The following is a 14,073-nucleotide window of genomic DNA, read 5'->3' as shown; positions in this document are numbered from 1 at the left end:
GGCTCGCATGTGCGGAATAGCCGGTATTTTCCATTGCGAGACACCCAAGCCTGTCGATCCCGCACGCGTGGCGCGGATGACCGAGGCGCTGGCCCATCGCGGGCCGGACGGGGCGGGCGTCTGGACCGGGCCGGGTGTAGGGCTGGGCCATCGCCGTCTGTCGATCATCGATCTCGGCGGATCGCCGCAGCCGATGCATTCGGCCGATGGCCGGGTGGTCATCGTCTTCAATGGCGAAATCTACAATTATCGTGAATTGCGCCGCGAGTTGCAGGACGATGGCGCGATTTTCCGCACCGACGGAGATACCGAGACGATCCTTGCCGCCTGGCAGAAATGGGGGGTCGGCTGCCTGCAAAGGCTGAACGGCATGTTCGCTTTCGCACTCTACGATCTCGACAGGCGCGCGCTGTTCCTCGCGCGCGATCGCCTCGGCGTGAAGCCGCTGTTCACCGCAGCGCTCAGCGATGGCAGCATCGCCTTCGCATCGGAGCTGAAGGGCCTCCTGGCGCACCCGCTGCTGCGCCGGCAGGTCGATCCCCTTGCGGTGGAAGATTACCTCGCCTGGGGCTATGTGCCCGATCACCGCAGCTTCCTGAAGAATGTGGAAAAACTGCCCGCCGGACATTTCCGGCTGCTCGAACAGGGGCGGCAGGCGGGGACGGCGCGGCAATATTGGGACGTCAGTTTCGCCGAACGCAGCGATGCACGCGAAGCCGATCTGTCGGAAGGCCTGCTCCACCATCTGCGCGAAGGCGTGACATCGCGCATGGTTGCCGATGTGCCGCTGGGCGCCTTCCTGTCGGGCGGCGTGGATTCCTCCAGCGTCGTGGCGCTGATGGCCGAAGCCAGTTCGCGGCCGGTAAACACATGTTCCATCGGCTTCGATGTCGCCGCGCTGGATGAAACATCCTACGCACGCCAGGTGGCCGATCTGTTCGCGACCGATCACCGCACCCGCCGCGTGGACCCGGAAGATCTTGCCGCCAGTGCCCAACTCGCAGCGATTTTCGACGAACCCTTCGCCGATGCATCGGCGCTGCCGACGCTGCGCGTCTGCCAATTGGCGCGGGAGAAAGTGACCGTGGCCCTGTCGGGTGATGGCGCCGACGAGGCCATGGCGGGCTATCGGCGTCATATCTTCCACGCGCGAGAGGAACAGGCACGCGCCTTGCTGCCGTCAGCGCTGCGTCTGCCCGTCTTCGGAACTCTGGGACGGCTGTGGCCGAAAGCCGACTGGGCCCCGCGCGTGCTGAGGGCGAAAAGCACCTTCCAATCGCTCGCCACGGATGGTCTGGAGGGTTATGCAAGGGCGCTGTCGGCGCTTACGCCTGAGCTGCGGCAGTCGCTCTATTCTCCGGAATTCCTACGCCTGCGCGGGGATTACCGGGCCGAACAGCCGCTGCTGCGCCTGATGCGGGATGCGCCTGTCCGAAGCGGGCTGGATGCCGCGCAATATGCCGATCTGAAATTCTGGTTGCCCGGCGACATCCTGACCAAGGTGGACCGCACCAGCATGGCGGTGGGGCTGGAGGCGCGCGAACCGCTGCTCGACCACAGGCTGGTGGAGTTCGCCGCCAAATTGCCCGAACGCCAGCGGATCCGCGGAACGCAGGGCAAATGGCTGCTGAAGCGGACTATGCGCCCCTATTTGCCCGATGCGATCCTCTATCGCCAGAAGCAGGGCTTCGTCACGCCGATCGCGCAATGGCTGCGGGGGCCGCTGGCGCAGGAGGCGCGGGCCATCGCTTCCGGCGCCACCCTTGCGCGAAGCGGGTGGTTCGACAATGGGCGGATCGCCCTGTTTGCGGAAGATCACATCGCCGGGCGTGGCGACCATTCGCGGCTGCTGTGGCAGCTGCTCATGCTGGACAGGTCGCTGAACCATCTGGGCGTAAGCGGCTAGGCTTCTTCAGCGAGCATCGACCAGCACGATTTCGGCACCATCCAGCGCCGTGCCGATCAGCTCGTGCTTGCGCCGGTGGCGGCAATGCCGTCCCCTGCTTCCGCAATCCGTGGTTTCACATTGACGCGGCCCTTGTCGCGACCAGATATGGACGGCGTGACGGGTCCGCCTCCCAGCGCCCAATCTGCTGGCGTTGCCGCCGCCATCCGCGCATCGGCCCTGATCTCCAGCCCATCGCCGCGTTCCGCTGCGCCGCTTGCCAGAACGGTGAAGTCTCCGCCGCGGTCGGAATGCGGAAATGCGCGCTGCGGGATTGCCCCGTTCTGCAAGAAGGTAACGATCTCCATATTATTGTGCGGATGCGGAGGGAAGCCGCTGCCGCCCGCGATCGTGTCGTCACGTGTCTTCGGCGGAATAGGAAGGGCCGCCCCGACAGGCAGTTATGAGGACCGAAAAATCCTGCGCTAAGCGGACGGAACTAAGGGCCGAAACCTGCCTATTCGTCCGAACCGTGGCCGAGCGCCAGGTACTCCCGGCTCTGCATTTCCTTCAGCCGGCTGACCGTCCGTTCGAATTCGAAAGCGCCATCGCCTGCCACATAGATATCCTCCGGCTCGACCTCCGCAGTTGCGAACAGCTTCACCTTATTTTCGTACAGCGCGTCGATCAGGGTCACGAAACGCGCCGCTTCGTTACGCATGTCGGCGCCCATTTGCGGGATGCCGACGATGATGACCGAATGGTAGTTCTGCGCGATGGCCAGATAGTCGCCGGCCCCGCGCGGACTGGCGCAAAGGCGTTTGAAGCTGAAGACGGCAACGCCCTTGAAGCTCTTGGGAACATGGAGGATACGGCCCCCGCCGAGGTCCAGTTCAGCAGACGGCACATTCGCCGCGTCCTCAGGCTCGTAATCGGTCAGCCGGAAGAACGCTTCGCGCACCTTCGCGGTCGCTGCATCGCCAAGCGGCGTGTGCCAGGTGTCGATGCCCCGCAGGCGCTCCATCCGGTAATCCGTCGGCCCGTTCAGGGGGATAACCGAAAGACGCCTCTCGATCAGTTCGATGAAGGGCAGAAAATGTTCCCGGTTCAGCCCATCCTTGTAAAGATCGCCCGGCGGGCGGTTCGACGTGGTGACGACCGCGACATTCTCGTCGACGATCAGCGCCCTGAACAGTCGGCTCATGATCATCGCGTCGGCGCTGTTGTTCACCACCATTTCGTCAAAACACAGGCAGCGGGTATTCTGCGCCAGCCGTGCTGCGACGATGGGGATGGGGTCGCCGCTTTCGGTCTTTCGCGCTTCCCGCATCATCCGGTGCACCTCGATCATGAAGGCATGGAAATGCGCGCGGCGCTTTTCCGCGATGGCCAGCGTGTCGTGGAACAGATCCATCAGCATCGACTTGCCTCGGCCGACGCCGCCCCACATGTAGATGCCGCCGGGCACCTCCGCAGGACGGCCGGACCCGAACAATCGCTTGAGCAATCCGCCGCCGTTCTTCGCCGGGCGGTTTTCCAGCTGCTGCTGAAGGTCCATCAGGGAAGCCACCGCTTGCTCCTGCTGGGGATCGGGGCGAAGTTCGCCGCCCTCGATCAGGGCACGGTAGCGCGCCAGTACACCCGTCATCCGTGGCTCACTTGCGCGAGGCCTTGCGGACGATGCCGCTGAACCCTGCGACCGTCTCGTCATCCTGAACGACCTGCCCGCGAAGGAACATGAGCCGGCCGGTTTCGCGCACCATCTCGACCACGGCGTCCAGTGGCCGCGACGGGTCGCCCCCGCCGATGAACTGGGTCGACAGTTCGAGCGTGACCGCCATGCCGGCATCACCGCGGCCGAGCGTGCGAAGCGCTGCAAATAGCGATATGTCGATCAGCGCCAGCGTGACCGCGCCGTGGATGATTTCCTGCAGATTGGTGTGGCGATGTTCGGGGATCATGCGCAGACGGCATTTGTCGCCCTCCACCCGGGTCCACATCGGACCCATCACCGCGCCGTTGAAGCGGGTATCGTCCTTCAGGTTCCAGGTATGCCAGCCCGGCTTATCCGGATCCTCGCGATATTCGAAGAATTCGCTGTCCGGCTGTCCATCGTTCCCCCGCATCGATCACATCTGCCGTTCGGCTTCCATCTTCTTGATCTCGGCGATGGCCTTGGCCGGCGACAGCCCCTTGGGACAGACATTCGCGCAATTCATGATGGTGTGGCAGCGATAGAGGCGGAACGGATCTTCCAGCTGATCGAGGCGCTCCCCCGTCATCTCGTCCCGGCTGTCGGCAAGCCAGCGATAGGCCTGCAGCAGGATGGCGGGCCCGAGGAACTTGTCGGAATTCCACCAATAGCTGGGGCATGCCGTGGAACAGCAGGCGCAGAGAATGCATTCGTACAACCCGTCCAGCTGTTCGCGCTGCTCCGGGCTTTGCAGGCGTTCCTTGCCGCTGGGCGTGGTCGATACCGTCTGAAGCCATGGGCGGATGCTGGCATATTGCGCGTAAAAATGCGTGAAATCGGGAACGAGATCCTTGATCACTTCCATATGCGGCAACGGTGTGATGCGGATCTCGCCCTTCAGATCGCCGATCGCGGTGGTGCAGGCGAGGCCGTTCTTGCCGTTCAGGTTCATCGAACAGGAACCGCAGATTCCCTCGCGGCACGACCGGCGGAAGGTCAGCGAAGGATCGATCTCGTTCTTGATCTTGATCAGGGCGTCCAGCACCATCGGCCCGCAATCGTCGAGGTCGATCTCGAAATGATCGTAACGCGGATTCGCGCCGCTGTCGGGATCGTAGCGATAGATCTTGAATTTCTGGACCCTTGCGGCCCCTTCGGCGCGATGCACACGCCCTTCGCGGTGGATCCTGGAATTCTTTGGAAGGGTGAAGGTGGCCATGTGTCTCAATTCCTGCTGCGATGGCTGTCAATTAATGCTTCAGGCCCGAAAGGCAAGCAGTTCGCGGGTTCTCCGCTGGCCGGGCAAGAAGTGACATTGCGCCAGCGGCGGGCGATATGACGTGATGTTTGGATGAAGGCGCGGACCGGCTAATGATGCGATCATGAACAGTCGGAAGAACAAGGTGGAGGTCGCCGCCGTCTTCGGGGCGTCGGGCGGAATCGGCCGAGCCATGGCAGAGCGTCTGGCACATGGCGGCGTGCGGCGAATTTATGCAGGTTCGCGATCCGGCGATTGCGGGCCTTACCACGGCGACATGGACGGTGCCGTAAAAGAGTTTGCGTTCGATCTGTCGGATGAGGAAAGCATCCGGCGCGCCGTTGCCGCAATGCAGGGCGATCCGCCCGATCTGGTCGTGATCGCCACGGGTATCCTGTCCACAGAAGACGGAAAGGCGCCGGAACGATCCAGTTGCAAGCTGGACGCAGCAACCATGGAGCATATCTTCCGGATAAACACCATCGGTCCCGCCATCATCGCCAAACATGTTCTGCCGCTGTTCGCCCGCGACCGGCGCTGCGTGTTAGCGGCCCTGTCGGCGCGGGTCGGATCGATCTCCGACAACCGGCTGGGCGGATGGCATTCCTATCGCGCCAGCAAGGCCGCGCTGAACATGATGCTGCGCAATTTCGCCATCGAACTGCGCCGCACCCATCCGCAGGCCGTGGTTGCCTCGCTTCACCCCGGCACCGTGAACACGGGTCTGAGCGAACCGTTTCAGGGCAATGTACCCGATAACCAACTGTTCTCACCCGGAAAATCTGCCGAGCGCCTGTTGCAGGTCCTGCATGGCCTCACACCTGCCGACAGCGGCGGCTTTTTTGCCTGGGACGGTCAGCCCATTGCCTATTGATCGGTGGTTTCGCGCCTCGCCAGCAAGATCTCGCAAATGGCATAGGTGCGCTCATTATCGACATCGATCGCCAGCGCCCCATCGGTGAATTGCGCGGCTCTGAGCGTGAAACCCAGCTTGCGGCTGACCCGCTTCAGGGCAGCGGGCAGAGTGATAAGGCCGAAGCGCATGAGCAGGATATTGCCAAGGCCGAAAGCGCGGATCATCCGGCCGGGATTCGCCTGGAACTGGCCCCCTTCGCGAAAGATTTCCGCCGCCCGCAAAGCTGCGCGATCCGCCAGTCCATAGATGTTGCAATTGGCGTAGCTCGCATCCTTGAACCGGTAGAAATTGCGCTGCCCTTCGGGATGCGCCGCCAGAACGGCCCTGTCCGTCGCCAGCGCGAAAACCGCGTCGGCCTGCGCGAGTTCCGCGCGGATCGTGTCGATCGCGCCGGCGTCCAGCATGACGTTGTCGGCGGTGGTCACGAGAAACGGACCGTCGCGCCCTTCTGCCGCCGCGAAGACGCTGCCCACGATTCCGGCTGCCGCCGACGTGCAGCGGATGGGCAGATCGGCACGTTGGAAAGCGGCTATGACGGGCGCAAGCCCGTCCCTCGCATCATCTTCGACCGATATGACAATCTCGCTGATGTTGCTCGCGTTCGCCAGCGCCTGCAGCACATGGGCGATCAGCGGCTTTCCGCAGATCGGCACGAGGCATTTGTGCGAAACCCCGGCACGCGTTGCCAGCGGGTTCACGACGCCGGCACGCTGGCCCGCCAGCACTATCGCGGTGATCGGATAATCGGTCAAATCAGCGTTCTACCAGACCTTGCCGCATCATGCTTTCGGCAAGGATCGTCTCGATCAGATCGGCATGGGAAAAACCGCCGAGCGCGGACGCTTTTGCCATGACCTTTTCGGACCAGAGATTGCAATTCAGATTGACCTCGATGAAATTGATATCGCCCGTCTGCGGGTCGAAGCGGAATTCGAAGCGCCCGTAGTCGAACGGGTTGAACGCCTCGGCAATGGTGCGGGCATAAGCGGCAACCCTGGGGGCGTATTCAGGATCGTCGAACTGCTTCAGAGTATCTTTTTCCGTGTTCTGAACCAGATCGCGCTTTTCGTAATAAGTCCAGAGACGCTGCGTGTCCTCGCGTTCGTACCACAGCATCGGCATGGCCGTGGGACTGCCCTGCAGGGTGATGAAGGCGCATTGCAGGTCATATCCGTCGAGATAGGGTTCGACGATGGCGTCGTGGCCCTGACCGTGGATATTTGCAACGGCATTCTCTACGCCGTTCCATTCCGTGGCGTCGGCGATGCCCCAGCTGGCCGACGAGGCGTTGGGCTTGATGACCCAGCGTTCCGCCGGCGGGCAATCCTGTTCCCGCACGGGAGCGCCCCGGCGATAGCAGTACCAGGGTGCGGTGGGCACGCCGGCATGGTGCGCGACCATCTTGGCGGTGGCCTTGTCGTCGCTCAGGCCCCGCAGGAACGGCATTGCCCCGACATAGGGCAGCCGGTGCATGTTGCACAGCAGCGGGATCATCATCTCTGAATTGACGAAGCCGCCGCGGTTCAGCAGCGGGAAGACGAAATCGGCTTCGGGTTCGCTGAACAGCACGTCGTAGCTGTTGGCGAAGGACAGGTTCAGATCCAGCTTTTCCAGCGTGGTGCGGACTTCGTGATGATAGATGGCGTGATTGCCATCCTCGGGATGCATCCCGCCGCCCCACAGCGCATGTTTCGCCATGAACAATATGCGCAGGCGTTCCCTTGCAGCAGGCGGGATGCGGGTCGGTTCGATCCTGTCGTTCATGCGTCATCTTTCGCTGGGGCTTTACTGCGGCGATAGTGGGTTTGCAGCCCACGCGCCAGCTTTTCGCAGCCTTTGCGGCAAGCGATTGACAATTGCCGCACAGAATCCGCGCCTTGTTGGTTTGCGGCCGCAAAAAGGGGCAGGCGGCCAGTGCCTTCCTGCCCCTTATGCAAAAGCCCGTGTGTCAGGTGCCGAAGGTGCGCTGCCACCATCCCCGGCGCGGCGGACCGCTCCGTTCCGGTTCAGCGGCGGCACCGGATGATTCCGGACTGCTGCTGGCTTCATTTCCGGCAGGATCATCTCTGCCAGGACCATCGTCCCGGACGGTGCGAGATGGCTCGTCGTTCAGTTCGGCACCGGCCGCCGCCGGATTCATTTCCGCACTGCTGGAGGACCGGCTGCGGCGTGGTTTTGCCGCTGATGCGCCCTCGGTCTTATCCTTCTTCTCGGACGAGTCGCTGCCCGTACCTTCATCACCGACCGCCTTCTTGCGGGGCGCACGGCGCGGCTTCTTCGCTACCGGCGCTTCGTCGGAGGAGCCCGGTTCGCCTTCGGCAGCTTTCTTGCGGCGCCCACGCGGTTTGGGCGCGGGTTTGGCATCGTCATCGGAAGCGGGTTCTCCGGAGCCGGGGGAGGCTGCCGTATCGCTCGACGGCTCCGCATCCGCTTTCTTGCGGCGCCGGGCGCGGGGCTTGGGTTTTTCCAGCACTTCGGCAGCAGCTTCCGCGCTTTCCGGCGTACCTTCCGGTCCGGTGACCACGGCGATGTCGTCCTGAAGCTGTTCGGACACATGCTGCAGTTTGGCTGCATCTTCCGCCGTCATAGCCTCCGGCTGGTCTTCCTTGCCGCCCCTTCCGTTTCCGTTCGCATCATTGTCAGTCCGCGCATCGTCAGAGTTGCGCCCGTTACCATTCTGGCTTTCCTCGTCCTGGCTACGACCGCCACGGTTCCGGCGATTGCGGCCGCCGCGGCGGCGACGCTTGCGCGGCTTGTCCTCATCGTCCGCAATATCGTCACCGTCACCGGTGTTGCGTTCGTCCCGGTCGTCTTCACCTTTATCTGACGAACTGCCATCATCGTCATCCCGCTTCCCGCCCCGGCCGCGAGCGGCGTCGTCGCCATCACCCGACCGGTTGCGGCCCCGTCCGCCACGGCGGCGGCGGCGATTGCCATTCTGGCCACCGCTTTCGTCCCTTTCGTCGCGCGTGTCCTCGTCCCCGGCATCGTCCGTGTCGATCACTTCTTCATCGTCATCGTCATCATCGTCATCGTCATCGACGATCGGTTCGAATCTGGGCGCTTCGGTGGGGCGCGGACCGGAACTGTTCACGGCCATCTTCGCTCCCTCGTCTTCGCCTTCCGGAAGCACTTCGACAGAGACATTGTAGCGATGTTCGATCTCCTGGAGATCGGCGCGCTTGGCATTCAGCAGATAGACCGCCGCTTCCGTGCTGGCCGAAAGCTGGATGATCGATCCCTTGCCCCTAGCTGCCTCATCCTCGATCAGGCGCAGGGCTGAAAGACCGGCGCTGGAGGCGGTGCGGACGAGGCCGGTGCCGTCGCAATGCGGACATTCGCGGGTGGTGGCTTCGAGCACGCCGGTGCGAAGGCGCTGGCGGCTCATCTCCATCAGGCCGAAGCCGGAAATCCGCCCGACCTGGATGCGCGCACGGTCGCTTTTCAGCGCATCCTTCATGCATTTTTCGACCTTTCGGATATTGGAGTTGTTCTCCATATCGATGAAATCGATCACGACGAGACCCGCCATGTCACGCAGCCGCAACTGGCGGGCGATTTCCTTCGCCGCTTCCAGGTTCGTTGCCGTCGCGGTCGCCTCGATCCCGTGCTCCTTGGTCGAGCGGCCCGAATTGATGTCGATGCTGACCAGGGCCTCGGTCGGGTTGATGACCAGATAGCCGCCCGATTTCAGCTGCACCACGGGATCATACATCGCCCGCAACTGGTCTTCCGCGCCATGGCGCTGGAACAGTGGAACAGGGTCCGAATAGCTTTTTACCCGCCGGGCATGGCTGGGCATCAGCAGCTTCATGAACTGCTTGGCGGATTTGTATCCTGCCTCGCCTTCGACGATCACTTCCTCGATCTCGCGGTTGTAGAGATCGCGAATGGCGCGCTTGATGAGGTCAGAATCGGAATGGATCAGCGCCGGCGCACTCGACCCCAGCGTATTTTCGCGGATTTCGTCCCAGAGCCGGGCGAGATAATCGAAGTCGCGCTTGATTTCGGGCTTGGTGCGCTGAAGGCCCGCCGTGCGCACGATCAGCCCCATGCTGCGGGGCAGGTCGAGGTCGCCGACGATCTGCTTCAGTCGCTTCCGGTCCTGCGCGCTGGAAATCTTGCGGCTGATGCCCCCGCCGTGGCTGCTGTTGGGCATCAGCACGGTATAACGTCCGGCAAGGCTGAGGTAGGTCGTCAGCGCCGCGCCCTTGTTGCCGCGCTCTTCCTTCACGACCTGCACCAGCATCACCTGGCGGCGGTGGACGACGTCCTGGATCTTGTAGCGGCGGCGCAGGGCCATGCGCTTGGCGCGCACCTCGTCCACTTCCTTCGCGCGGCTGCGGCCGCCCTTCTTCTGACGATTGTTCTGCCGGCCGCGGCCCTGCCGGCGTCCGCGTCCGCGACCACCTTCGGCGCCCGCTTCTTCGTTCTCGTCATCATCGTCGCTGTCATCGTCGGTGTCGTCATCGCCTTCGACATTGCCGTCCTCGATAATGGAGACGCGGTCCTTGTCGGAGGTGTCGATTTCCTCGAGGCCATCCTCGGCAAGGTCTTCGGCGAGCGAGCCCGACGATTCCTCATCGGCGTCATATTCGTCGCCGGGGCTGTACCCGTCGTCCTCTTCCTCGCTGCGAAGGCGCGCTTCTTCCTCTGCGGCTTCGGCTTCTTCGGCCAGCAGCTGTTCGCGATCTTCCTTCGGGATCTGGTAGTAGTCAGGATGTATTTCGCTGAAGGCCAGGAAACCATGGCGATTGCCGCCGAAATCGACGAAAGCCGCCTGAAGCGACGGTTCGACCCGCGTTACCTTGGCGAGATAGATATTTCCCTTGATCTGCTTGTGTTCGGCAGATTCGAAGTCGAATTCCTCAATACGATTTCCCTTGAGGACCGCCACACGCGTTTCTTCCGTGTGGCGCGCATCGATCAGCATGCGCGTTGCCATTATTCATTCTCCAGGTGCGTCCGGGCGGGTCGCAAAGGACCGGGGGAGCGCACGCAATATTGGTGGAGCCGCGGCCTGGGCGCGCGGCGAAGGATAGCCGATCCCTGCCGCTGCGGACGGTGCCCGCGTGGCCGGAATACGGAATTCTTGTGTTTGCGAACATCGAAGCGCCCTTGGCAGAAGCCGGAGCGGGCCGGACGGTCTGGACCTGTCCGTTCGTGAAGCCCGTCGCCCCTGCCGCAACAGCCCCGCCGCGGCATGAGGGCCGTGACGTCGGGAGCGGGAAGGGGAGTGTCATATGTCGCATCAACCTGTTCAGTCGCCCGATGGAGCAGAGCCGCCCGTGGGGCAGAGCACATCGTGGCAGGCGGGCAATCTCGCAGCACACCGGCGGAAAGTGGCGGAAACCACCTGGTCGCCGGCTAGCGATTGTTGCCCGGTACTGCTCTGGTTAGCATCGCATATCCCACGCGGCAACCTTATTGCGATCGGGCTCCGCGCAAGGACATCCGGCTTGCGATACGACCGCATTGGAGGCGGCACTGCCGCACTGTGCAGCGCAAGTTGCGGCGAGTGGCTGCATATTGCCTATCGGGCAGGATAGGCCCTAACAGGGCGGTGCGATGACGCTCCGATACCAGCTCTGGCTCCTGCTCCTTGCGCCTGTCCTGCTTCTGGCGATGCTCTATGCCCTCGGGCGGACGATAGAGGTGCCGCTGATGGGGCGCGATTACGTCTTGCGGCTGGCCCTGCCGGCGGCGGGCGATCCGGTCGACCTGCCGACGATCCATGGCCCCCAGGACCGCTCCCGCCCGCTGGTGGTGATCGACCCGGGCCATGGCGGCAAGGATCCCGGCGCCGTGGGGGACGACCTGCGCGAGAAGGACGTGGTGCTTGAACTGGCGAGTGCCCTGAAGGACCGGCTGGTGCGCGACGGCGGTATCCGCGTGGCGATGACGCGTGAGGATGACCGGCTGCTGGCGCTGGGCGAAAGATCGGATATCGCCCGGCGGCTGAATGCCGACCTGTTCATATCGGTTCATGCCGATTCCGCCGGCGACATGGACGGAGTCAGCGGGGCCAGCGTTTACACCCTGTCGGAGGAGGCCTCCAGCAGGGCGGCAGCCGCCTTCGCCGAGCGGGAGAACGAGGCCGACATGATCAACGGCGTAAATCTGAGCGGCAGAAGCGACGCGGTAAATGCCATACTGATCGAATTGTCACAGCGGCGGATGCAAACGGAAGCGGCGCAATTTGCAGGGTTGATCCTGCGTGAGGGGCAGGATTTCCTGCGCTTCCACCCGCAGGCGCGGCGGTCTGCATCGCTCGCCGTGTTGCGCGCGCCTGACGTGCCGTCCGTCCTTTATGAAGCGGGCTTCATTACCAATCCCGATGATGCGGCAAGGCTCGCATCCGAGGCGGGGCAGAGGCGTTTCGCCGAAGCAGTGGCACGCGCCGTCCAGATCCATTTCGCCCGGCAATCCGTAAGCAGACCGGACGCAAACTGACCGGTTGGAAACTGGCCGTCCCAAAATAACCGGCGGAAAAATGACCGTCCTAAAATGATCCGGTCCTAAATTGATCGGGCATCTCGTCAGCGGCGTTTCCGCAGCCGCGGGTTGGGTTGCAGCGTGTCGATCATCTGCATGAAATCGCCGAGCCTGATGATCCGTTCGAACTGGAAACCGGCCCGCACATCCCGCTGCCAGATCGCATAGGCTTCGATCCGGCCGATGACCGGCAGACGAATGATGACGCGGTCGCCGCGCGCAATCTGCGCGTCATTGTCGATCATGAAACCATGGGCCGAGATGTTGCTGATATGCAGCTGCATGTCGCCGTGGTCGTGATGTTCGGCGATCACCGGGAAATCGACCGGATGGCGCGCTGCATTGCGCAGATCGGTTACTGAAAGCTGTGCTCCGACAGTCATGGTGGTGAAAACCCTTCCCTGGCTCGATCCGACCAGCAGGATCATGAGGTAAAAACACTTAGATACGGTAAACGCGGCGGGAGGTTGAAACCATGGTAAATGTCTGTTTAACCAGCAGTTCTCAGAAGCGGACGAGTCCGTGCTTCTTCTTCCCCAGGCTCAGTTTCATGATTTCGCCCCCGGCAGGTGCGATCATGTGCCCGGGATCGGCGATGGCGATATCGTCCACGCGCACGGCACCTTCGGCAATCTTGCGCTTGGCTTCCTTGTTGCTGGCGGTGAAGCCGAGTGCAGTGCAGGCCGCCGCGATGCCGATCCCTTCCGCGCCGACGGAGATCGCAGGCAGTTCCTCGCCGCCGCCGCCTGCAAAGGTTTCCTCCGCAGTCCGCCGGGCGGCGAGCGCGGCATCCGTGCCGCGGACGAGTGCCGTTACTTCGTCCGCCAGCACGGTCTTGGCCTCGTTGATCGCGCTGCCTTCCAGCGCCTCCAGCTCGGCGATGCGGTCAAGCGGCAGATCGGTGAACAGGCGCAGGAAGCGCCCGACGTCGCGGTCATCCGCATTGCGCCAGAACTGCCAGAAATCATAGGCCGGCAATTGATCGTCGTTCAGCCAGACCGCCCCCGATGCGGTCTTGCCCATCTTGCGTCCGTCGGCGGTGGTGAGCAGCGGCGTGGTCAGGCCGAACAATTCGGTGCCATCCATACGGCGGCCCAGTTCCACGCCATTGACGATGTTGCCCCACTGGTCGGAGCCGCCCATCTGCAGGCGCGCGCCCATGACTTGCGCCAGATGGCGGAAATCATACCCCTGCAGGATCATGTAATTGAATTCCAGAAAGGTCATCGGCTGTTCGCGGTCGAGCCGCAGGCGCACGGAGTCGAAGGTCAGCATCCGGTTGACGGTGAAATGCGTGCCAACCTTCTGCAGCATCTCGATATAGCCGAGCGTCCCCAGCCAGTCCTGATTATTCACCATCACGGCATCGGTTGGTCCATTGCCGAAGGTGAGCAGCTTCTCGAACACCGTGCGGATCGAGGCGATATTGGCGTCGATATCGGTGTCGCTCAGCATGGTGCGGCTCTCGTCCCGCCCCGTGGGATCGCCGATGCGGGTCGTGCCGCCGCCCATCAGGACGATGGGCTTGTGACCCGTCTGCTGCAGACGCCGCAGCATCATGATCTGCACCAGGCTGCCGACATGCAGCGAAGGCGCCGTCGCATCGAAGCCGATATAGGCGGGCACCACCTGCCGGGCCGCCAGCGCATCGAGGGCTGCGGCATCGGTTGCCTGGTGGATATAGCCGCGCTGATCCAGCACGCGCATGAGGTCGGAGGCGAAGTCGTTCATGCAGCAGGCGGCTAGCAGCGAAGCGTATTTTCGCAAGAATTATCGGGTGGAGAGTTCCGGCGCAGCTTGCATTTCCGGCGAATGCGCGGGCAATG

12 protein-coding genes are annotated in these 14,073 nt (G+C 63.0%); 3 read left to right on the top strand and 9 right to left on the bottom strand.

Annotation, left to right across the window (positions count from 1 at the left end):
• Positions 1–7: 7 nt before the first annotated feature.
• Complete coding sequence (locus tag HG250_RS10680) at positions 8–1,906, top strand: XrtA/PEP-CTERM system amidotransferase (protein ID WP_170005303.1); 1,899 nt, start codon at positions 8–10, stop codon at positions 1,904–1,906.
• A 56-nt stretch (positions 1,907–1,962) separates the two neighbouring features.
• Here the strand turns inward: HG250_RS10680 and HG250_RS10675 are convergent, their stop codons facing one another.
• The 4 genes from HG250_RS10675 to HG250_RS10660 all read right to left on the bottom strand — a co-directional run bounded on the left by HG250_RS10675 (position 1,963) and on the right by HG250_RS10660 (position 4,797).
• Positions 1,963–2,295, bottom strand: coding sequence for a cupin domain-containing protein (locus tag HG250_RS10675; RefSeq protein ID WP_338103909.1), 333 nt, complete (start codon positions 2,293–2,295; stop codon positions 1,963–1,965).
• Between the two features lie 107 nt (positions 2,296–2,402).
• On the bottom strand, positions 2,403–3,533 hold the full coding sequence (gene zapE, locus HG250_RS10670; RefSeq protein ID WP_170005302.1) for a cell division protein ZapE: 1,131 nt from the start codon (positions 3,531–3,533) through the stop codon (positions 2,403–2,405).
• Positions 3,534–3,540: 7 nt separating this feature from the next.
• The gene (locus HG250_RS10665; protein WP_170005301.1) at positions 3,541–4,011 is read right to left on the bottom strand and encodes a PaaI family thioesterase; all 471 of its coding nucleotides are present in this window, start codon (positions 4,009–4,011) and stop codon (positions 3,541–3,543) included.
• 3 nt (positions 4,012–4,014) lie between these two features.
• Positions 4,015–4,797 carry a succinate dehydrogenase iron-sulfur subunit gene (locus HG250_RS10660; protein WP_170005300.1) on the bottom strand — a complete coding sequence of 261 codons (783 nt, stop codon included), beginning with the start codon at positions 4,795–4,797 and terminating at the stop codon, positions 4,015–4,017.
• Between the two features lie 163 nt (positions 4,798–4,960).
• Between HG250_RS10660 and HG250_RS10655 the strand changes: the two genes are divergently transcribed.
• Positions 4,961–5,710, top strand: coding sequence for an SDR family NAD(P)-dependent oxidoreductase (locus tag HG250_RS10655; protein ID WP_170005299.1), 750 nt, complete (start codon positions 4,961–4,963; stop codon positions 5,708–5,710).
• Here the strand turns inward: HG250_RS10655 and HG250_RS10650 are convergent.
• The 3 genes from HG250_RS10650 to HG250_RS10640 form a co-directional block, all read right to left on the bottom strand.
• Positions 5,704–6,504, bottom strand: a complete 801-nt coding sequence (locus HG250_RS10650; protein WP_170005298.1) for a nucleotidyltransferase family protein — start codon at positions 6,502–6,504, stop codon at positions 5,704–5,706. The genes HG250_RS10655 and HG250_RS10650 overlap by 7 nt on opposite strands.
• Position 6,505: 1 nt before the next feature.
• On the bottom strand, positions 6,506–7,516 hold the full coding sequence (locus HG250_RS10645) for a D-alanine--D-alanine ligase family protein (RefSeq protein ID WP_170005297.1): 1,011 nt from the start codon (positions 7,514–7,516) through the stop codon (positions 6,506–6,508).
• 184 nt (positions 7,517–7,700) lie between these two features.
• Positions 7,701–10,697, bottom strand: coding sequence for an Rne/Rng family ribonuclease (locus HG250_RS10640; protein ID WP_170005296.1), 2,997 nt, complete (start codon positions 10,695–10,697; stop codon positions 7,701–7,703).
• Positions 10,698–11,320: 623 nt separating this feature from the next.
• Between HG250_RS10640 and HG250_RS10635 the strand changes: the two genes are divergently transcribed.
• Complete coding sequence (locus tag HG250_RS10635) at positions 11,321–12,205, top strand: N-acetylmuramoyl-L-alanine amidase family protein (protein ID WP_170005295.1); 885 nt, start codon at positions 11,321–11,323, stop codon at positions 12,203–12,205.
• Between the two features lie 86 nt (positions 12,206–12,291).
• On the opposite strand, the gene HG250_RS10630 is transcribed toward HG250_RS10635, so the two are convergent.
• Positions 12,292–12,630: a PilZ domain-containing protein gene (locus HG250_RS10630; RefSeq protein WP_170005341.1), complete on the bottom strand. Its 339-nt coding sequence runs from the start codon at positions 12,628–12,630 to the stop codon at positions 12,292–12,294.
• A 121-nt stretch (positions 12,631–12,751) separates the two neighbouring features.
• Positions 12,752–13,978 (bottom strand): tyrosine--tRNA ligase, encoded by a 1,227-nt coding sequence (tyrS, locus tag HG250_RS10625; protein ID WP_170005294.1) that lies wholly within the window; start codon positions 13,976–13,978, stop codon positions 12,752–12,754.
• Positions 13,979–14,073: the final 95 nt, after the last annotated feature.

The sequence above is a fragment of the Pseudopontixanthobacter vadosimaris genome, assembly GCF_012979275.1.
Lineage (GTDB): Bacteria > Pseudomonadota > Alphaproteobacteria > Sphingomonadales > Sphingomonadaceae > Pseudopontixanthobacter > Pseudopontixanthobacter vadosimaris.
The sequence above is the reverse complement of the archived record's forward strand: the minus strand, read 5'-3'. Positions and strand labels throughout refer to the sequence as shown.

Coding starts and splice junctions, on each gene's coding strand:
- zapE (WP_170005302.1), bottom strand. CDS start 3,533: ATGACGGGTGTACTGGCGCGCTACCGTGCCCTGATCGAGGGCGGCGAA.
- HG250_RS10665 (WP_170005301.1), bottom strand. CDS start 4,011: ATGCGGGGGAACGATGGACAGCCGGACAGCGAATTCTTCGAATATCGC.
- HG250_RS10640 (WP_170005296.1), bottom strand. CDS start 10,697: ATGGCAACGCGCATGCTGATCGATGCGCGCCACACGGAAGAAACGCGT.
- HG250_RS10655 (WP_170005299.1), top strand. CDS start 4,961: ATGAACAGTCGGAAGAACAAGGTGGAGGTCGCCGCCGTCTTCGGGGCG.
- HG250_RS10680 (WP_170005303.1), top strand. CDS start 8: ATGTGCGGAATAGCCGGTATTTTCCATTGCGAGACACCCAAGCCTGTC.
- HG250_RS10630 (WP_170005341.1), bottom strand. CDS start 12,630: ATGACTGTCGGAGCACAGCTTTCAGTAACCGATCTGCGCAATGCAGCG.
- tyrS (WP_170005294.1), bottom strand. CDS start 13,978: ATGAACGACTTCGCCTCCGACCTCATGCGCGTGCTGGATCAGCGCGGC.
- HG250_RS10645 (WP_170005297.1), bottom strand. CDS start 7,516: ATGAACGACAGGATCGAACCGACCCGCATCCCGCCTGCTGCAAGGGAA.
- HG250_RS10660 (WP_170005300.1), bottom strand. CDS start 4,797: ATGGCCACCTTCACCCTTCCAAAGAATTCCAGGATCCACCGCGAAGGG.
- HG250_RS10635 (WP_170005295.1), top strand. CDS start 11,321: ATGACGCTCCGATACCAGCTCTGGCTCCTGCTCCTTGCGCCTGTCCTG.